A 20,363-nucleotide genomic window follows, 5' to 3' on the forward strand; every position below is an offset into this window, starting at 1 on the left:
TTATTTTAGTTTTTTATTGGAGTGATGTCGTTTGTGATCTCTTTTTGTTTTAAGATCAAGCTTTTTGTCAAAAGCCTGTTGCAGATCAACACCTGTTTGATTAGCCAAACACAATACTACGAACAATACATCGGCGAGTTCTTCTCCCAAATCCTTATTCTTATCACTTTCTTTTTCACTTTGCTCTCCATAGCGTCTGGCGATAATTCTAGCAACTTCACCAACTTCTTCGGTTAATTGAGCCATGTTGGTGAGCTCATTAAAGTAGCGAACCCCATGTGCTTTTATCCAGTCGTCTACTACTTTTTGTGCGTTAGTGATTTGCATTATTCCTTGTGTTTTGAATCTATGATAATCGTAACAGGTCCATCATTTAAAATATTCACCTTCATGTCGGCCCCAAAAATACCGGATCTAACAGGTTTAGCCAAGACTGCTTGTAGTTGTTTTATAAAATTCCTGTATAACGGTATAGCTGAATCAAACTTAGCTGCTTTGATGTAAGATGGACGATTACCTTTTTTAGTAGAGGCATGGAGTGTAAATTGACTTACCACAAGGATTTCACCACTCATATCAAGGACTGAGCGATTCATCTTACCCTCTTTATCACTAAAAATTCTTAAGTGAATAATCTTATTGGTTAACCATGAACAATCCTCTTCTTGATCATCCTGCTCAATCCCAACAAACACCAATAGCCCCTGAGAAATACTTGAAATAATCTTTTGATCGACTTCTACCGAAGCATTCAAAACACGTTGAATAACTACCCTCATCTAATCTGTCTTGTACGGGTCTATGCGATAACCCTCGTCATCGCCTTCAATCAACTGCAAATAACTCTTATACCTTGACCAAGCCACTTTGTCTTTCTCTAATGCGTCTTTAACCGCACAGCCTGGTTCTTCCACATGCAGGCAATTATTAAACTTGCAATCTTGCTTCAGCTCAAAAAACTCAGGAAAATAATCAGTGACTTCCTCTTTTTCGATATCTACGATTCCAAAACCTCTAATTCCCGGCGTATCAATAATTCTTCCGCCGAAAGGCAAATCAAACATTTGCGCAAAAGTTGTGGTATGCTGTCCTTGCTGATGCTGCTCTGATGTTTGAGCTGTTTTGAGGTCAAGTGTTGGATCAATCGCATTAATTAGCGTGGACTTACCTACCCCACTATGACCAGAAAACATACTGGTTTTGTCCTTCATCTGGTCAATCACTTTATCAATGTTTTTTCCGGTCTTCGCCGAAATTCCTATGCATTCATATCCAATATCACGATACATAGCTGCTAAGTATTTTGCTTCCAGCAGCTGACCTTCAGTATACTGATCTAATTTATTGAATAGTAGGACTGCCTTAATGTGATATGCCTCTGCCGTAACCAAAAACCTATCAATGAACGTTGTAAATGTTTCAGGATTCACAATGGTAACCAGTAAAAATGCTATATCAATATTAGCTGCTATAATATGAGTGCGTTTAGCCAAATTTACAGATCGCCTAATAATGTAGTTTTTTCGATCTCTAATCGCATAAATCACACCAATAGTTTCGTCACTTTCTTTATCCAGATCAAATTCAACCTCATCACCAACAGCCACGGGATTGGTGCTTTTTATTCCCTTGATCCTGAATTTACCCTTGATCCTGCAATTGTAGAACGTACCATCTTTAGCCTTGACGGCATACCAGCTTCCGGTTGATTTATAGACAGTTCCTAACATGAACTACAAAGATGAGAAAGTTTAACCATTCCCCAGCTTTTTTTGATGATTGATCGATTCTTGATGAATTGCTTTAAAAACCCTCAAAATAAATTCTTCACTTAAATTAGCCTCTTCACCCATTAAGATCATTTTACCTAAAATTTCATTCCAGCGCTTAGTTTGAAGAATAGCCACATTATTTTCAGCCTTGAGTTTACCGATTTTATCTGCGATAATCATACGCTTTCCCAGTTGTTCAATGAGCTGATGATCTACCACATCTATTTGAGTCCGTAGGGTATTGAGTTTATTTTTAAACTCCTGATCTTGGCTTTCTGTCTTTCTAATTTTAAGATCAACCATCATTTGTATTAATGTAGCTGGAGTAATTTGTTGCTTGGCATCGCTCCAGGCGTTATCCGGATCGTAATGGGTTTCAACCATCAACCCGTCGTAATTTAGATCCAACGCAGTTTGACATAAATCAAAGATTAAGTCCCTGCGTCCTGCGATATGAGAGGGATCCAAAATTAAAGGTAGATCCGGGAATCGCTGCTGCAGGTCGATAGGAATTTGCCACTCTGGATTGTTACGGTAACGTGTTTTTTCATACGTAGAGAACCCTCTGTGAATTACTCCTAACTTAGAAATATCAGCACTATCTAAACGCTCCACGGCTCCTAACCATAAAGCAAGATCAGGGTTTACCGGATTTTTAACCAGTACAATTTTATCGGTTCCTTTAAGCGCATCTGCAATGTCCTGTACGATAAAAGGCGAAACGGTCGTCCTGGCTCCTATCCAAAGGATATCAATGTCATGCTCTAATGCTAAATCTACGTGGTTTGCATTCGCCACCTCTGTGGTTGTTAGCATGCCAGTTTCTTCTTTTGCACGTTGCATCCATTTTAAACCCAGCGCTCCTACCCCTTCAAAATTTCCGGGGCGTGTTCTAGGTTTCCAAATTCCTGCACGCAAGACAGTGGCATCACTGTCTTTTAATTGATGCGCAATTTTAACGACCTGATCTTCAGTCTCTGCACTACAAGGTCCGGCAATAACCAGTGGATGGCTTAACCCAAAGTCATCTAACCAGCTTCTAAGTTTTGGTGAATTATTCATAGTTTTTTTATTTCATTCCGTTTAAGATTGTTTTAATATGATTAGTATCATTCATTTCATGGTATAGTGATTCAAAATCATCCTGCTCCATCAGTCTTTTGAACTGAACCAGATTTTCAATGTATTTATCCAGCGAATGAATTACATTATCTTTATTCTGTTTAAATATCGGCGTCCACATGGCGGGCGAACTCTTTGCCAGGCGAACAGTAGATTCAAATCCGCTGCCGGCCATATCAAAAATATCTCGTTCATTTTTTTCTTCATCAATTACAGTTTTTCCCAACATAAATGAACTAATATGCGATAAATGAGATACAAAGGCGATGTGTTTATCATGAGATGCAGGATCCATATATCGAATTCGCATCCCCAGTTTTTGGAAAAGCTCCAATGCTCTTTCCTGTAATGTAAACGCCGTTTTTTCTACTTCGCAAATGATATTGGTTTTATTTCTGAAAAGATTTGCAAGTGCAGCCTGAGCTCCAGAAAATTCTGTTCCGGCGATGGGGTGAGCCGCTAAAAAGTTTCTTCTTTTGGGGTGATCCCGAAGCACATTACAAATATCAGCTTTGGTAGAACCTGTGTCAATGACAATCGTGCTATCTCCTACCTGGTCGAGAACCTTCGGCAATATATTGACCGAAGCATCCACAGGAATTGCTATAATCACGATATCTTCTTCAAATAAGGATTGAAAATCTCCTTTTTGATCAATCACATGTAGTTCCATCGCTTTCTGCAAATTATTTTTATCCAGGTCAATGCCAGAAACTACTGCGTTAGGGTATACCGCTTTGATATCAATTGCCATTGATCCTCCTATCAAACCTACTCCTACAATTGTTACCTTCATACTTTTTTTTGCGTTAAGCGTTTAACTGCTTTTTCAATTTTACCTGCAGGTGTACAGAGTGAAAAGCGTACATACCCTTCTCCATTACTACCAAAAATTGATCCCGGAGCAATAAAAATATGATGCTCATCCAATAAGGCATCGACAAATTCTACCGAAGTTTGATTATTGGTCAACTCTGCCCAGATGAACATTCCTGTTTTTGAAGCAACGATATTGCAACCCAACACACGTACCAATTTCTTCATGGCTTTAAAGCGTGATGTATATTCTGCATTAATCATTCTTAGCCAGCTTTCATCTAGCTGTAATGCAGCTACTGCCCCTTGCTGAGAGGGATAAAACTGGCCGCTATCCATATTGCTTTTTACCTTTAAAATCGTATTAATCAACGTTTCGCTACCTATTAATGCTCCCATGCGCCATCCTGCCATATTGAACGTTTTGCTTAATGAAGTTAATTCAAGACAATGATGGCTTGCTTTTTTGGCATTAAAAATTGAGAGCGGATTGGTAGTACGAATAAAACTATAGGGATTGTCATTAATGAGTAAAATATTATTCTTCTCTGCAAATTCAATGAGTCGTTCAAAATTTTTGATGCTAGCTTTTGCACCCGTCGGCATATGCGGATAGTTGAGCCACATAATTTTTACGTTTGAAAAGTCGTGTTGAGACAGCCTTTCAAGATCTGGGAACCAGTTATTCTCTTCATTTAGATCATAATATAACGGATTAGCTCCAACCAATCGAGTCACCGAAGAATAGGTAGGATACCCAGGATTTGGAATTAAGGCACGATCACCCGGATTAAGAAATGCCATTGAGATATGCATAATCCCCTCCTTACTGCCAATTAATGGAAGAATCTCTGATTCGGGATTCAGCCAAACGTAATATTTTCGTTGATAAAAATCTGCGTAGGCCTTTCTAAGCGCCGAAATTCCTTTATATGACTGATATTGATGTGCGTTTGGATGCTCCAATGCTTTTACCAAGGCACTGCTTACTTCTTTTGGCGGTGCAAGATCAGGGCTACCAATTCCAAGATTGATGATTGGCTCACCGTTTGACATGCGCTGTCCAACTTCTCTAAGTTTTTTTGAGAAGTAATATTCTGTGATATGCTCTAAACGATCTGCAGGTTTCATGGCCTGGAATTTTTATAAATGCCTAAAACTTTTAATTCGGTTGCCATGATATCTAAAATAGATAAGGCCTTCTCTAATTCTTTTTTATCTTGAAATGTAGCATCGATAAATGATGAATACGTCCATGGTGTTTCAATAACCGGTAATGATTGAATTTTAGTTAAATCAAGGTTATAATCACTCAACAAATGAAGTACTGTAGCCAGATTACCGTGGTTGTTAGGTAATTCAAGTTTAAGGGAAATTTTGTTTCCATGGAGTTCCTCATTTTTTGCGTTTTCTAAAATCAAAAAACGAGTTACGTTATTTGAGATGGTTTGAATACCCTTTTTTATAATCTCTAGCCCGTAAATATCTGCGGCAATTTCGCTAGCAATGGCTGCGATATTCTTGAGTTTATTCCTTGAAATACGTTGAGCGGCTTCAGCAGTGTCTACATCTTCCACCAATTTTATATGAGGTTGCGATCTAAAAAACTCTTTACACTGGAGTAATGCCATGGGGTGTGAGTGAACTTCGGCTATGTCATTTAGAGATCGACCGGGAATAGTCATCAAATCCATACGAATAGGAACATAATGCTCCCCAGTGATAACAACCTGATTTTCATCAATCATAGCGTAGTTAGGAAGTATAGTTCCTGCCGTGCTATTCTCAATCGCCATTACTGCATGGCTTGCATGTCCTTCTTTGAGTTCTTTTACCACATCCATAAATGAACGACACTCCAGTACCTCAATATTTACCTCAAAATACTGTTGTGCAACAAGATGGTGAAATGAACCTTTAATCCCTTGTATGGCAATATTTTTTCTCACTTGGTTTAAATGAAAAATCCCGAACAAATTGTCCGGGATTTTTAAAATTTTCAATTATGTTAATGCATAATCCACCCGGCGTCATCTCTTAAAAAAGAAATACACATAATACCAGGCGTTATATACAGTTATTGTTTTCATATATAATTAAGTGGCTAATGTAATCATAATGTCGAATTTACAAAAGAGAATGATAAAAACTTTATATGTAGGTTTAACCCGATTTTTCAATTTAGTATTTTAGCACAACTCAATACCACCTCTATGTCAATTACTGTTAATCGAATATCCAAATCGTATGGCTCACAAAAAGCATTAGATCAAGTTACATTTGAGATAAATCAAGGAGAAATAGTTGGTTTTTTAGGACCTAATGGAGCCGGCAAGTCTACGTTGATGAAGATATTAACAGGTTATCTGTCCCCTTCGGAAGGTGAAGCAACTGTGAACGGATTTAACATTACTACAGAACAATTAAAGGTTCAGGAAAATGTAGGGTATCTCCCAGAGCATAATCCATTATATCTGGAAATGTATGTTAGAGAATATCTTGCTTTTAATGCAAAAGTATATAACATAGATAAAAACAAAATTGAAGAAGTAATTACTCAAACAGGCTTAACACCTGAAGCGAACAAAAAAATTGGGCAGCTCTCTAAAGGATATCGTCAACGGGTAGGATTAGCCCACGCGCTTTTGCATAATCCCGGCGTTTTGATCTTAGATGAACCAACCACCGGATTAGATCCAAATCAATTGATTGAAATTAGAAGACTTATCAAAAAAATTGGGCAGACTAAAACCGTTTTTTTGTCTACCCACATTATGCAAGAAGTGGAGGCTATTTGTGATCGAGTGATTATTATCAACAAAGGTGAAATAGTCGCCGATAAAAAGTTAGCCGATTTAAAAGACAATAGCCAGCAAATAATTGTGGTAGAGTTTGATTACAGGGTAGAAGAAGTTGCCTTACAGCAAATCCCAAATCTTAAGAAAGTCATTAATACTAATAGCTTTGTGTATGAACTTCATTTTGATTCTTCAATAGACATGCGCCCTGCCGTATTTGATTTTGCTCACGACAATCAACTAAAAACCTTACAGCTTACGCAAAAAAACAAAACCTTAGAAGATTTATTTGTGGAATTAACAGGGCTTTCTGACTAGTACCGTAATTTCTACTAGTTTATAAATTCAAAAGTTTACGAATCACTCAAAAATAAGTCGTCCAGTATAAAATTCTTCTACCTCAACGATAGCAGGTTCATTTTTAGCAATAACATCTCCTGTACTGTATAATTCTCCTTTGATTGAAAGTAAAGGATTAACAATCATCTTATTTGATCCACGGTGAAATAGCTCTAGATCATCAATCAACAAATTCCCAGCTTCAATACGGGTATCACCACTAAAAATGCCAAATGATGCCTGAGCAACGGTGCCATCTAATATATAATTACCATTACCATTACTTGTTATACGTAAGGTTTCAACTTCTAGTGTAAGATCAAAATCACCATTCGTATGCTGCTCTTCTTCTTCCTGATTATCTTCAGTTAACAAGCGAAGATTATTACTTTTTATGGTATTGGTTGACGTAACCGTAAACTCACTAAAATGACGAATTTCTGTAAATTCTGGTAATGTGACGTATACTTTTGTAACCGCATAGTCTCTAAAAATATTACACCCGTTAGAATTGGTCATGATCAATCGGTCTCCTTCTACACGCAGTTCGATCTCATTTAATAAATTTTCTCCGGTTTCTAACGTCACCAGTTGATTTTCACCATAAGAGACAAATAGTTGTATTTTCTCATTGACCGTAATCTTACTAAAAGGAGGAAGATCAATCTCTTTTTCAATAATATCCCCTTCCACTTGAAAGCAGTCAGGAGCGGTCTCTGTATCACATGATATCAATCCTGAAAATAGTATAACAGTAATGAGCGCGTGAACCCTGTTTACAATATTGTTATCTGTTATCCTCCAGCTCATTATTTTATCACTTTTTAAAACGATACCCTAGTGTCAATTCAACTGCTTCGGCATTCGCCGCGTGGGACTTTACACTAACCGAAGTAAACCATTGATCATTTATATCGTACTGTAGTCCAAGTCTTGTGTAAAATCTTCCTTCAAAATCTACCGGATAATAGACATAGTATCCAGCATTAGCATACGTTGAAATTTTATTAAATATGAGTCGATATCCAATAAATATTCCCGCACGCTTGGCATCTTCATCTCCTTGTATGTTATCTTCGGGAAAAGCAATCCCCCTGTAGCGTATGAACTCTTCTAACATCTCGCTAAAAAAAATCTCGGCCCCGGCTTGCACGGCGCTTTTTCGGCTTAATCTCTTTTCTGCCATACCCGTAATGATATAAAAAGGATATTGACCGCTCCCAATTACATCACTGGAATGAAATCCGCCACGCAAGGCTGCAACTAACCTAATTGGTTCTCTGTATGATGTACTATCTTCTTTTTGGATATAAGCTTTATTATCCTTACCTAGTACATAGTTTAATCCAACGTTAAATAAGACACTATTCGTACTGTTATTAGGTGCTTTAAAATTTCCGTTGGAGTAATGAATCAACGTTAGACCACCTTCAACACCTAGATTTTCTAAAAGCTGCTCTTTCTTCCCCACCAACTTAATATATGTCGAACCTGTAAAACGGGTTCCATATGCTGTATTTCTAAAATTATCATCTGCGTCATAAGGATTGGTGGCATATGCCATCCCTGTACCCAGACCGAGCATTAAGTGACGCTGAAAAAAGTAAAAATTAAAATGACCATAAAGTCCATATAAATCTCCAAGAGAAACATTCCCTGTATTTTGATACGCAAATGACGCGCCAAAATCTGGGTAATTAAATGCCTGCGACCAATTATCATCCCCAAAGGTTTTGCGATCATAAGACACAAAAAGAACGGTAGGATGTGCGGTAATGAGGTGACCAATATCTGGCGAATGTTCTAATAGGGTTCCATATCCATAGGATGCTGTAATTGAAAACGGATTTACCTTTTCTTCTTGCGCGTTTGCAGAAAAAAACAGCACTCCTAGTAGTAAGGAAATAAAACGATTCATTATCGCAAATGTAATAGAATACTTTGAACATTTTATTGTGTACTTAAGCTTGATCTCCAGACAACTTTTGTAACACATTCTCAATTTTCTATCTAAAACATATAAACTAAAATAAAATGCTTAGAATTCACACCTTACTTAACTTTATTACAGCACTACTTGTTGTTTTTACCTTTAAGTGTACCGCTCAGTCAAAAGATCAAACCCCAATCACAACCAATGCAGAAGAAACTATTTATGCTGATGAAAAAACTGCCGTCTTAGCCATTACGTTAGTTAAAAAACCCTGGTACGCATGGCGAGGAATTATTAAAAACAGAATGAATAAAACCATTGAAAAATTTAAATCCATTGAGGGATTAAATCATAAGTTCTATACATTATTAGATGGTGAGCCTAACTTTGGCGGAATTTATTTTTGGGAGAGTAAAGCGTCTGTAGAGAATTGGTTTAATAAGCAGTGGCACGAACGCATTGAAAAAGAATATGGAGAAACCGGCACAGTGCTTTATTATACATTAAAAGGAAAATATCAATTTGGCAAAATATCCCAATCCACCTACGCTGTATTAAGCGCCGAAAAAAGCAGCTCAAAAATCTTGGCTAATCCACCAATAGGTTTAAATACCATCTTTACCTTATACGATTCCAATCAAACAATTTACTATCTTTCTACCTGGACAGATTCCAGTTACGCGCACTACCACTTTTCAAATGAAGAATCAATATACTTTTTTGACCTGTTGCTCTATTTTTAATCTTCTTTATGATATTTAAATCCACATATGACGATTTAAATGATCAACAATTGATCACAGCTTCTTTAAGCGGCAACAAACAGGCACTTACCAGACTTATACAAAATCATCAAAATTATATCTATAATATTTCTCTCAAGCTTTTTTTAGATCCCGAAGACGCCAAAGACGCCACCCAAGAGGTAATTATCAAAGTGATTACTCATTTGAAGACTTTTAAAGGTAAAAGCCAATTTAGAACATGGCTCTACCGCATTACCTTTAATCATTTTTTAGCAATGCCAAAACAAAAAATGGAGTCCTTGGAAACATACAAAAGATCTGTTTACATAGAAGAATCAAGTCATGAATTTATTCCCGAAAAAGTTATAGAAGAAGTGCGAATTCTATGCTCTACCGCCATGTTGATGTGTTTAAATCGAGAACAACGTCTGCTATATATTATTGGCGAGGTGTTCAATGCAGACCATCAGCTGGGAGCAACTTTATTTAATATAAGTCCACAGAATTATAGAGTAAGATTATATCGTGCCAAGAAGGACCTATTTCAATATGTTTCAGGCAGGTGCGGTTTAATTGATTCAACAAACCCCTGCCGCTGTCCAAAAAAGACTAAAATATTACTTCAAAAAGGAATAGTTGATAAAGCCACATTAAGATTCAATACCTCTTATAGGAACTCTATTAAGGAAGTAATTGACTTAAAAAAGGACGATGTTAGTGATCGTATACAATTAGAATTAGCTGAGCTTTTTAGAGAAACTCCTTTTCAAATAAAAAAAGAACTGGATACTATATTGAACGAAGTTGTTTCTTCAGCATTGACTAACCACCTTTAGAATATCATTAAAAACGCCACGTGCTGTCACTGCTCCTCCTGCACCCGCACCTTTAATCACTAGTGGATGTTGATCATAATCCTTTGTATAAATTTCGACCACATTATCTGCTCCCTGTAACTGCCCGATGGCACTACCGGTATGTTCATTTTGCAGAGAGACCGACAGCGCTTCTTTACTTACATCTAATTCGCCAATATACCGTAAAACCTTATCTGTTGAAGTTGACTTCTCCTCGCCATAGAGTACATCTAGTTCATCCATTCGCTCTTCAAACTGTGCTACTGTAGATTCTCCATTGAGGTGAGGCGGAATAAGCGATTGAATCTGTACATCCTTAAACTCTTTTTCAAGCTGAAGTTCTCGCGCGAGAATTAGGAGCTTTCTACCCACATCTTTTCCGCTTAAATCATCACGCGGGTCAGGCTCTGTGTAACCGTTTACTTTGGCATCTTTAATCAATTGTGAAAAAGGAACCTCTTCAGAAGAAAATCGATTGAATAAATAACTAAGTGATCCTGAAAATACCCCTCTTACCTTTGTGATTTCATCTCCACTTTGATGCAATTTTTTAACTGTTTCGATCACCGGTAGACCGGCACCAACATTCGTTTCATATTCAAATTGCCTTTGGTGTAAGGATAATTTTTTTCTCAAACGAATATAGAAATCGTACGAAATGGTATTGGCAATTTTGTTGGCAGAAACTAAGTGACATCCGGCTTCAATCAAAGTTTCATATTTGTTTACTACCTCATCACTTGCAGTAGCATCGATAGCTATTATAATTTTGTCTTCAATCTTTTGAATATGTTTTAGTACATCATTAAATGTATAAGACATACTATTCTCCTCAAATGATGCTCTCCATGATGATGTTAAATTGTGACTGGGAAAAAAAACGTTACTTGAGTTCAAAATAGCTGAAAATTGAAGATCTATATGTTGCTGCCTTAATTTCTCTTTTTGCGCAATAATCTGATCGATCAATGTACCACCTACATTGCCGATGCCAAATAAAATAAGTTGTATGTTTTTCATGAGGGATGAGTGTTAGATCGCTTCTGCGTGATGTATTGGTTGAAAAATAGGTTTTAGGATAGCACTTAGTTGATGGTACTCCATTAAAAAAGCATCATGACCATGAATGGATTTAATTTCTGAAATATGAACATTATCCATTTTTTCAGAAAGGAGTACGTAGGTATCCCAGTTTTCTTCGGGGAGAAAAAAACCATCTGTGTTCACGCAAATCATTTTTAGTCGACCTTTAATTTTTTCCGCGGAAGCGAAAATATCGCCACTACCGTTAGTAGCATCTATCGTCATTAAGAGGTGATTCATTAGTTTGTATGCTGAAAGTTCAAAACGATCCTTAAGCATTTTGCCATGATGAAGCAACCATTGTCCCACCTGAAAATTTCCTTTCTCATCCTTCTCTGCCCGAAACTTTTGCTGAAGCGATTGAGGCGTGCGATAAAACGTCATCGCATGCATGCGTGCATCATGAACCGGCTGATCTGAGTGTAACAAAATCTGCTCTTGCACCTTGCATTGCGCAATAAGCCAGTCTGTTGCCTTCCAATCTGTCGCGATGGGTATGATATGCTCAAATAACGCAGGTTGAGTTACCGCCAGATGCCACGCCAGTGCACCACCAATCGATCCACCAATCACGGCAAAAATGCTATCAATATTAAGTTGATCAATGGCAAGTAAAAACAGCTGAGCCATATCCTGTAAATTAAAATCTGTATAGTTTTCTATTAAATCAACCGATTTACCGGCATAGCCATTACCCGGAATATTAAATGCGAGAACAGTAAAATGATCTGTATCGATGCACTTTTGAGTACCTATCAGGTCTTTCCACCATCCCTTTTCACCGGTAACAGTGGAGTTTCCTGTCAATGCGTGGTTAACCAATACAACCGGAGCCTTACCCAGTGGAGGACCAAAGGTTTCGTAATATAATGTGATATCTCGTTCAAAACCCGTGTGTGTTGTAAAGGATGAGATATAAATTTCTTTAAGCATAATGAAATAATTAAGCCATTTACATTGTAAGCCCTCACCTCAATCCTCTCCCGGTGGGAGAGGAAGTAAAATGAGATTTTATGTGTTAATTAGTTACCAGCGCACTTTTATTGATCGTAGTGAAAGCTTCTCTTAAATCAGCTTTTAGATCTTCTATATGCTCTAGTCCTACGGAAAGCCTGATCAAATCTTTTGTAACACCGGTTGACAATTGATCCTCGTCTTTAAGCTGCTGATGCGTTGTACTAGCAGGATGAATAATCAGTGATTTGCTGTCACCTATATTGGCTAACAGTGAAAACAATTTGGTCTCATCTGCAATTTTTTTAGCAGATTCAAAGCCCCCTATAACTCCAAAGGTGACTATACCACTTTGCCCAATTGGGAGATATTGTTTGGCCAGGTCATGATAGTTGCTTTCTTCCAATCCCGGATAATTGACCCAGCTTACAAGGGATTGCTCCTTTAACCAATGTGCAAGTGCCAGGGCATTTTCACTGTGTTTTTTCATTCTAATTTCTAAAGTTTCCAATCCTTGCAGAATTTGAAACGCATTAAATGGACTCAATGCAGCACCGTGATCTCGTAATCCTTCAATACGCACTTTTGCGATAAATGCTGCTTCTTGTAGTGCGTCATGATAGACCAAACCATGATATCCGGGAGAGGGTTCTGTAAATTCTGGAAACTTACCATTGGCCCAATCAAACGTTCCGGCGTCAATAATGATTCCGCCCAGCGCGGTACCATTTCCATTGATATATTTGGTCAAAGAATGGATCACAATGTTAGCACCGTGCTCAATGGGATTCAGCAAAGACGGTGTAGCAACGGTGTTATCTACAATCAGCGGAACCTTATGATCTTTTGCTTTTTGAGCAATTGCTTTGATATCCAGAACATCTAACTTTGGATTCCCCAAGGATTCGATAAATACTGCTCTGGTATTTTCTTGAGCGGCAGCTGTAAAATTTTCAGGATCACTGGGATCAACAAAAGTAGTTGTTATTCCAAATCTGGGTAAGGTGACACTTAATAAGTTATACGTGCCACCGTATAGACTGTTTGACGCCACAATATGATCCCCAGCCTTTAGTAATGTTAACAATGTGGTATTAATAGCAGCTGTACCAGATGCGGTTGACACCGCTGCTATTCCACCCTCCAGTGCCGCTAGGCGCTGCTCTAAAATATCATTTGTGGGATTGTTTATACGGGTATAAATAAACCCGGGTTCAGAAAGATTAAACAAATTGGCGGCGTGCTCTGCGTTATTAAATACATAGCTGGTTGATTGATAGATAGGGATGGCTCTTGTACCTCCGTTAGTCGTCACATCATGACCGGCATGAAGTGCATTGGTTGAAAAATGTGTAGTACTCATTACGTTGCTTTTTAAGAGTTAAAAATGAAATAAAAAGCCAAACGCCAATGCTTTTGTAAGCAATGGTATTTATAATGTTATGTAGAAAGGATATGTTTTTTCAAGAAAAATGAAAAAACGTTGTTGTTATCTTTCCACGCGATGCGCGGTAGAATGTAGCACCTTCTTACTAAATCATTAGATTAATGTAAGGGTTGCTAAGGCTTCAATGGGTCTAATCCCTCTGCCTTTCTTTATAACAGTCAAAATGTGTTTGAACTTTATTGGACAAATATTGCAACACAAAGTTTAGAAATCAAAATAAAACTTTGTTAATTTTTAAATTAATGGAGTTACTAAGCTTTTGTGAAAAGAGACTCAGGCATTTTGAGGTCAGGCAGTTTTTATTACTTTTGCTCCCATAGAAAAAGAGGACGGATTTGACTGATTGCAACCTCGTTAAAAATTGCTAAAACAGACTTAGGCTGTTAGGAAAATTCAATTTCTACGTCAAATCCATCCGATTAAATTTACAGTATACATGGCATATTTATTTACTTCAGAAAGTGTTTCTGAAGGACACCCCGATAAAATCGCAGATCAAATCAGCGACGCATTACTTGATAATTTTTTAGCTTTCGATCCATCTTCAAAAGTAGCCTGCGAAACCTTAGTCACCACAGGGCAAGTTGTTCTTGCAGGGGAAGTAAAATCTAAAACCTACCTGGACGTTCAACAAATTGCACGAGATGTTATTAATGACATAGGGTATACCAAAGGAGCATATCAATTTAGTGGCGATTCTTGTGGGGTAATTTCTCTAATTCATGAACAATCACCAGATATAAACCAAGGCGTTGATCGCGGAGAAAAAGAAGAGCAAGGTGCCGGGGATCAAGGGATGATGTTTGGATACGCCACCAATGAGACTAAAAACTACATGCCACTGGCATTGGATATTTCCCACAAGATTCTCATTGAATTGGCCAAATTAAGACGTGAAGGAAAAGAGATAACCTACCTACGTCCAGATTCAAAAAGCCAGGTAACCATTGAATACAGCGATGATAATAAACCTCAACGCATCGATACGATTGTTGTTTCTACGCAGCATGATGAGTTTGACAGTGATGACGACACCATGCTTAAAAAAATTAAAGAGGATATTATTTCAATCTTGATTCCACGGGTAAAGGCGCAATTACCAGATTATGTCAAGGACTTATTTAACGAAAATATTCAATACCATATTAACCCTACCGGTAAGTTCGTCATTGGTGGACCTCATGGAGATACAGGATTAACCGGAAGAAAGATCATTGTCGACACCTACGGCGGGAAAGGAGCTCATGGCGGTGGTGCATTTAGTGGTAAAGACCCTAGTAAGGTAGACCGAAGTGCGGCTTACGCCGCCCGTCACGTTGCGAAAAACCTGGTCGCAGCAGGCGTAGCGTCTGAAGTATTAGTGCAAGTAAGTTATGCCATTGGTGTGGTTGAGCCTACTTCTATTTTTGTGAATACCTATGGATCTGCCAGTGTTGACCTCAATGACGGTGAAATTGCCAAAAAAGTAGCCGATATATTTGATATGCGTCCTGCAGCGATTGAATCCAGGTTAAAATTACGCAATCCGATATACAGAGAAACTTCGGCATACGGTCACATGGGTAAAGAACCCAGAACCGAAACTAAGGTATACGAAAGTCCATATTCAGGAAAAGTGTCCAAAGAAGTTGAATTTTTCACATGGGAAAAATTGGATTTTGTCGATAAGGTAAAGAAGGCTTTTAAGTTATAAAAGACGATCTACGCGCTATACAATCAAAAGATAGGCAAAGTGAGGAATAGTTCTTACCGAAAATTCTGAAATCAGCTTGTCAATAAACTTTTGTACATTTCAGGAGATATGAAACATGTCCTGATATTCTTACTATTCGCTACAAACGTTGGACTTGCTCAAGATGTCTTGGTGCATTCTGCAGATACGATAACCCCTCTTGATGCAGATATATTCGTTGGCATTGATGATTTCAATAATCTTTTCTACGTAAAAGAAAATACATTTTTTAAACAACAAAAAAACCAAAAAACACAATTCGTAGACCTGCAACTCGGTGAGCTTACAAGTGTTGACATATTAAACCCATTAAAAATTTTACTGTTTTACAGGGATGTTAATACGGTAGTAATCCTGGATAATCGCCTCAATGAAATCACCCGTATCAACTTTAATGAATTGCCGTCAATCAAAGCGGTTGATTTTGCAGGATCCGGCAAAGGTCAAACGATTTGGATCTACAATACGCTTCTCAATCAAATCGAACTCTTTGATTATTTGCAGCAACGATCTGTAGCAAATACACCGCCGCTAAAAGAAGCTGCTTTACTATTCGATACAGGATATAATTATGCGTATAAGATCACCAAAGATCAATTACTCACCTATTCTCTTTATGGAGTACTTACGAATAGTATTCCTATTCCAAATATCGTTCAACTTTGTGAACGAGATCAGCAGCTTATTTTATATAGCAAGGATACCGGATATTCTTTATACACCCGTAAAGACGAAAGCCTAAAACCTTTAGAAAATTTAGAAGTTATCCCGCAACAGTTTTACCTAAACGGTGAAAAATTCTATATTTACGACGGTAATGCGATCCATTACTATACTCTTAACCACTCCAAAAAGTAACACAAAATGATGCATGTTGCCATAGCCGGAAACATTGGTGCCGGTAAAACCACACTTACAGGATTACTCGCAAAGCACTACAAATGGAAAGCTCTTTATGAAGATGTGTTGGATAATCCCTACCTGGAGGACTTTTACACCTCTATGGAGCGCTGGTCATTCAATCTTCAAGTCTACTTTTTGAAAAGTCGGTTTAACCAAATGAAAGAAATTAGAAATGGTAAAAGAACGGTCATTCAAGATCGAACCATTTATGAAGATGCACATATTTTTGCTCCTAACCTTCATGCGATGGGACTTATGACAAATCGTGATTATGAGAATTACAAGTCACTTTTTGACTTAATTGAAGGATTGGTTAAAGGACCCGACGTAATGATTTATTTGAGAAGTTCCATCCCTAATCTGGTTTCGCAAATCCAAAAAAGAGGCCGCGAATACGAAAATTCGATATCCATTGATTATTTAAGCCGTCTCAATGAGCGCTATGAGGCCTGGATTTCAGATTATGATAAAAGCAAGTTGATTGTTATTGATGTTGATAATGTCAATTTTGTGGATGAACCCGAAGATTTAGGTAATATCATCAATAAAATCGACGCAGAGGTCCACGGATTATTCATTTAATGGGCAAGGCTTTCTTCATGTATGGGAACCTGGCTTTCTGCTATATATTTTCGTTATGATAATTTCGACAAGCTTAATCGCCACGATAAAAAGAATGCCGCTTTAACTTGTCTGACCGTTGGCCGATCCCTGCCTAAAAAAAAGATTGGTATTCTTTCACAACTTAAGTAGCTTTACTTCAAACTAGTTGCATGAAAAAAATGAAGCATTCAAAAATAGATTGGAAATCTAAAATCATAGATTTTTTTATCGTTATTATAGGTATTACGATTGCCTTTCAACTCAATACCTGTCGTGAAGGAGATCGAACCAAAGCTCAGGTAAGACATTATACAGAGAGTTTTTTTAATGAAAATCAAGAGAATATATCTACGATTAGTACATCATTGGCGACGTTAGAGTATAGAAAGAGTCAAATGGACACCCTGCAAAAACTCTTTAGAACCAGGCAATATGCTAATCCTAAAATTGGTAAAATATCAGCTACATTAACTAACAATATTGATTATAGACCATTGACAATTACGATGGACTATATCACAGAATCTGGAGATCTTGATCTTATAGAAGATTTTGAGTTGAGAAAACAACTGGTTAAAACGTATGAATCTTTAGAACGACTGGATCGAACTGAAGAATTATTTAATGATTTTATCAAAGAATACGTGACACCCTATTTCTTCAATAAAGTACGATATACTACGCTCTATCCTGTTGATGAAATTGATTTCATTACAGACCATAGACTTGAAAATATTATCACAGCGTATTATGGCTACCTAGAATCACAAATAAAACAAAATGTTTACACGCTAAAAGAGTTAAAGACTCTTGACAGATTATTAGAACAATAAAAAACCTGTTTGCTTAAGCGTTAATAAATAATTAATCCTGAACTATGAGGTTGAAAATTTCTCATTTTCAAACTACTTTGGGAATTCAAGGAACTATTCTATGGAAAAAGACACCTCACAAAAGAAAATCGTTATTTTCGGCGAAAGTCAACTGGCTAGCTTGGCGCATTTTTATTTTAAACATGACTCGTCACACGAGGTTGTAGCTTTTAGTGTAGACAAAGCGTACAGAAAGTCTGATCAATTTGAAAATTTACCGTTGGTTGATTTTGAAACCGTTCAGGAGCACTATCCACCTTCAGAATATTACATGTTTTTGCCCATTAGCTTTAAACGCATGAGTCATTTACGACGAGAAAAGTTTGAAGCGGCTAAAGAAAAAGGGTATTCTTTGGTAAGTTATGTAAGCTCAAAGGCCACTACCTGGCCCGGCCTTGATATAGGAGAGAACTGCTTTATTTTTGAAGACAACAATATTCAGCCGTATGTTAAGATAGGAGATAATTGTATTTTATGGAGTGGTAATCACATAGGCCATCATACCGTAATAAAAAACCACGTATTTATTACCTCCCATGTAGTAATATCTGGAGCCTGTACCATTGAAGATCATGCTTTCTTTGGTGTTAATGCTACCATACGGGATGAAACTATGATTGCAGAAGCCACACTGGTAGGGATGGGAGCTATCATTACAAAAGATACTGAGCCTTACCAAATTATTTTAGGAGCAAGGTCTACCGTGATGCCTAAGAAAAGTATGGATCTGGATAGTATTTCACATAAATCCAACGGATAATATGACCTGGCAAAAAAAAGGAGTCATTTTTAATACCAACAATCAGTTTGACTGGATGGTGTCGCACGCCTGTACTCCTACTGTTCATATACTCAATGAAGACGTCTTTAGGATATTCTTTTCTCCCCGAAATGAAAAAGGGCAAAGTATGGTCGCCTACGTTGATGTGGCCGCAGATAATCCTAAGAACATTCTTGATATCAGTTCTAGACCAATCATGTCACTGGGCAAACGCGGAACCTTTGATGATGGTGGTATAATGCCGTGTAACATTGCCCAAAACGACGGGAAATTATACCTCTATTACGTTGGTTGGAACCCTAGTGTATCAGTTGCTTATCGAAATGCGATTGGATTAGCGGTAAGTGAGAATGACGGAGAAACATTTGAACGCTTGTTCGACGGAGCCATCGTTGATCGCAATATGAATGAACCCTACTTTACGGCCTCTCCTGCGGTGATGAAAGAAGGTGATATATGGCACATGTGGTACTCAAGTAGCACAGGATTTGTTGAAGCGCTGGGTAAAATTGAACCAGTGTATATCATTAAATATGCTCAATCAACAGACGGAATTCACTGGCGGCGTGATAATGTCACCTGCATAAAGCCCAAGGATAAGTTTGAAGCCAACGCACGTCCCACAGTAATCAAAGAAGATGGTATATATAAAATGTGGTATTGCTATAGAGGAAGTGTTGACTTTAGAGACGGTCCACAAGCGTATCGCATCGGTTATGCAGAATCAGAAGATGCCATAAACTGGACCAGGAAAGATGATGAAGCCGGAATCTCATACTCTAAGACGGGTTGGGATTCTACCATGCAGACCTATCCCAATGTCATAAAACATAAAGGAAAAAAGTATTTATTTTATAATGGAAACGGTTTTGGAGCTACCGGATTTGGATATGCTATAGAAAAATAATATGACCAACGCATTTAATATACATGCATTTAATGCTAAAAAATACAATTTCCATGAAATCATTTCTGATTTTATAGGGATTGATGATTTATCTCAATTGAAACTTAATGAAGAAGTAAGCCAAGATAAATTCGATGATTCATATTCCATGTATAAGAACATGGAACAATCTGAAGCCTATAACAAACTCTATCAAAAGCTCAATTCTCCCATAGGCGATCAATTCTATACATTGTATGGAAAATTTATTCGTGAAGTGATCCAACCACAGTACGATGAACCTATTTATTTTCAGGAAAAACCGACCCACCGTATTATTTTTGCAGATACCCCCGGAGTATCCAGATTGCATAGGGATAGTGATTACGGTCATCATCCAAAGGAAATCAATTATTTTTTACCGCAAACCAAAGCATTCGATACCAATACCGTGTGGATAGAAAGTGAACGAGGAAAAGAAGATTTATCCCCTATGAATGTTAGGATGGGCCAATATGCACGATTTAACGGAGCTTCACTATTACACGGCGCCATGCCGAACACAACAAACGCATCCAGAGTTTCGTTTGATTTTAGAATATTGAAAGCATCAGATTATACTTCTCAACATACAGATCAATCCAATTGGGAAGAAAAAGACAAATCAAACCCATTGTTTAGAAATGCCCATGGTTTTGTTTTATGTAAGTAACCGATGA

The 20,363-nt window shown here is 37.6% G+C and carries 22 protein-coding genes and 1 riboswitch; of the genes, 10 read left to right on the forward strand and 12 right to left on the reverse strand.

The features are described 5' to 3' along the window. From ABD000_RS02260 to ABD000_RS02290, 7 genes are read right to left on the reverse strand one after another with little or no spacing between them, the layout of a single operon-like run. On the reverse strand, nucleotides 1-327 hold the full coding sequence (locus ABD000_RS02260; RefSeq protein WP_343763269.1) for a nucleotide pyrophosphohydrolase: 327 nt from the start codon (nucleotides 325-327) through the stop codon (nucleotides 1-3). Beyond that, a complete protein-coding gene (gene dtd, locus ABD000_RS02265) occupies nucleotides 327-779 on the reverse strand; it encodes a D-aminoacyl-tRNA deacylase (RefSeq protein ID WP_343763271.1) in 453 nt (150 codons plus the stop codon). The genes ABD000_RS02260 and dtd overlap by 1 nt, the downstream gene beginning before the upstream one ends. Then, entirely contained in the window at nucleotides 780-1,730 is a 951-nt protein-coding gene (gene rsgA, locus ABD000_RS02270; protein WP_343763274.1) for a ribosome small subunit-dependent GTPase A, read from the reverse strand. Between the two features lie 21 nt (nucleotides 1,731-1,751). Beyond that, a complete protein-coding gene (locus tag ABD000_RS02275; RefSeq protein ID WP_343763275.1) occupies nucleotides 1,752-2,834 on the reverse strand; it encodes a chorismate mutase in 1,083 nt (360 codons plus the stop codon). 7 nt (nucleotides 2,835-2,841) lie between these two features. Next, nucleotides 2,842-3,690, reverse strand: coding sequence for a prephenate dehydrogenase (locus ABD000_RS02280; RefSeq protein ID WP_343763277.1), 849 nt, complete (start codon nucleotides 3,688-3,690; stop codon nucleotides 2,842-2,844). Next, a complete protein-coding gene (locus tag ABD000_RS02285; protein WP_343763278.1) occupies nucleotides 3,687-4,841 on the reverse strand; it encodes a pyridoxal phosphate-dependent aminotransferase in 1,155 nt (384 codons plus the stop codon). The genes ABD000_RS02280 and ABD000_RS02285 overlap by 4 nt, the downstream gene beginning before the upstream one ends. Then, on the reverse strand, nucleotides 4,838-5,659 hold the full coding sequence (locus tag ABD000_RS02290) for a prephenate dehydratase (RefSeq protein WP_343763279.1): 822 nt from the start codon (nucleotides 5,657-5,659) through the stop codon (nucleotides 4,838-4,840). The genes ABD000_RS02285 and ABD000_RS02290 overlap by 4 nt, the downstream gene beginning before the upstream one ends. Before the next feature lie 264 nt (nucleotides 5,660-5,923). Here ABD000_RS02290 and gldA point away from each other — a divergent pair, with 264 nt between their 5' ends. Then, entirely contained in the window at nucleotides 5,924-6,826 is a 903-nt protein-coding gene (gene gldA, locus ABD000_RS02295) for a gliding motility-associated ABC transporter ATP-binding subunit GldA (RefSeq protein WP_343763280.1), read from the forward strand. A 42-nt stretch (nucleotides 6,827-6,868) separates the two neighbouring features. Here the strand turns inward: gldA and ABD000_RS02300 are convergent, their stop codons facing one another. Together ABD000_RS02300 and ABD000_RS02305 are read right to left on the reverse strand one after the other, a co-directional pair. Continuing rightward, a complete protein-coding gene (locus ABD000_RS02300) occupies nucleotides 6,869-7,657 on the reverse strand; it encodes a head GIN domain-containing protein (RefSeq protein WP_343763281.1) in 789 nt (262 codons plus the stop codon). A 7-nt stretch (nucleotides 7,658-7,664) separates the two neighbouring features. Further along, the gene (locus ABD000_RS02305) at nucleotides 7,665-8,765 is read right to left on the reverse strand and encodes an acyloxyacyl hydrolase (protein ID WP_343763282.1); all 1,101 of its coding nucleotides are present in this window, start codon (nucleotides 8,763-8,765) and stop codon (nucleotides 7,665-7,667) included. A gap of 116 nt (nucleotides 8,766-8,881) precedes the next feature. Between ABD000_RS02305 and ABD000_RS02310 the strand changes: the two genes are divergently transcribed. Further along, a complete protein-coding gene (locus ABD000_RS02310) occupies nucleotides 8,882-9,523 on the forward strand; it encodes a hypothetical protein (protein ID WP_343763283.1) in 642 nt (213 codons plus the stop codon). 8 nt (nucleotides 9,524-9,531) lie between these two features. Next, nucleotides 9,532-10,362: an RNA polymerase sigma factor gene (locus ABD000_RS02315; RefSeq protein WP_343763284.1), complete on the forward strand. Its 831-nt coding sequence runs from the start codon at nucleotides 9,532-9,534 to the stop codon at nucleotides 10,360-10,362. Here the strand turns inward: ABD000_RS02315 and ABD000_RS02320 are convergent. The 3 genes from ABD000_RS02320 to ABD000_RS02330 all read right to left on the reverse strand — a co-directional run bounded on the left by ABD000_RS02320 (nucleotide 10,339) and on the right by ABD000_RS02330 (nucleotide 13,783). After that, nucleotides 10,339-11,403: a homoserine dehydrogenase family protein gene (locus tag ABD000_RS02320; protein ID WP_343763285.1), complete on the reverse strand. Its 1,065-nt coding sequence runs from the start codon at nucleotides 11,401-11,403 to the stop codon at nucleotides 10,339-10,341. The genes ABD000_RS02315 and ABD000_RS02320 overlap by 24 nt on opposite strands. 12 nt (nucleotides 11,404-11,415) lie before the next feature. Beyond that, the gene (locus ABD000_RS02325) at nucleotides 11,416-12,399 is read right to left on the reverse strand and encodes an alpha/beta fold hydrolase (protein ID WP_343763287.1); all 984 of its coding nucleotides are present in this window, start codon (nucleotides 12,397-12,399) and stop codon (nucleotides 11,416-11,418) included. An 85-nt stretch (nucleotides 12,400-12,484) separates the two neighbouring features. After that, nucleotides 12,485-13,783 (reverse strand): O-acetylhomoserine aminocarboxypropyltransferase/cysteine synthase family protein, encoded by a 1,299-nt coding sequence (locus ABD000_RS02330; protein WP_343763289.1) that lies wholly within the window; start codon nucleotides 13,781-13,783, stop codon nucleotides 12,485-12,487. A 123-nt stretch (nucleotides 13,784-13,906) separates the two neighbouring features. Next, nucleotides 13,907-14,025, reverse strand: a riboswitch (SAM riboswitch). Nucleotides 14,026-14,303: 278 nt separating this feature from the next. On the opposite strand from ABD000_RS02330, the gene metK reads away from it, so the two are divergent. From metK to ABD000_RS02365, 7 genes are all read left to right on the forward strand, one after another. Further along, nucleotides 14,304-15,560, forward strand: coding sequence for a methionine adenosyltransferase (metK, locus tag ABD000_RS02335; protein WP_343763291.1), 1,257 nt, complete (start codon nucleotides 14,304-14,306; stop codon nucleotides 15,558-15,560). A 108-nt stretch (nucleotides 15,561-15,668) separates the two neighbouring features. Beyond that, nucleotides 15,669-16,457, forward strand: coding sequence for a hypothetical protein (locus ABD000_RS02340; protein ID WP_343763293.1), 789 nt, complete (start codon nucleotides 15,669-15,671; stop codon nucleotides 16,455-16,457). A gap of 9 nt (nucleotides 16,458-16,466) precedes the next feature. Then, a complete protein-coding gene (locus ABD000_RS02345; RefSeq protein WP_343764009.1) occupies nucleotides 16,467-17,084 on the forward strand; it encodes a deoxynucleoside kinase in 618 nt (205 codons plus the stop codon). A gap of 191 nt (nucleotides 17,085-17,275) precedes the next feature. Next, a complete protein-coding gene (locus tag ABD000_RS02350) occupies nucleotides 17,276-17,938 on the forward strand; it encodes a hypothetical protein (protein WP_343763294.1) in 663 nt (220 codons plus the stop codon). Between the two features lie 100 nt (nucleotides 17,939-18,038). After that, entirely contained in the window at nucleotides 18,039-18,737 is a 699-nt protein-coding gene (locus tag ABD000_RS02355; protein WP_343763298.1) for an acetyltransferase, read from the forward strand. Nucleotide 18,738: 1 nt separating this feature from the next. Beyond that, nucleotides 18,739-19,665, forward strand: coding sequence for a glycoside hydrolase family protein (locus tag ABD000_RS02360; protein ID WP_343763300.1), 927 nt, complete (start codon nucleotides 18,739-18,741; stop codon nucleotides 19,663-19,665). 1 nt (nucleotide 19,666) lies between these two features. Beyond that, nucleotides 19,667-20,356, forward strand: a complete 690-nt coding sequence (locus ABD000_RS02365; protein ID WP_343763302.1) for a hypothetical protein — start codon at nucleotides 19,667-19,669, stop codon at nucleotides 20,354-20,356. Nucleotides 20,357-20,363: the final 7 nt, after the last annotated feature.

Source organism: Gangjinia marincola (assembly GCF_039523415.1).
Taxonomy (GTDB): Bacteria; Bacteroidota; Bacteroidia; order Flavobacteriales; family Flavobacteriaceae; genus Gangjinia; species Gangjinia marincola.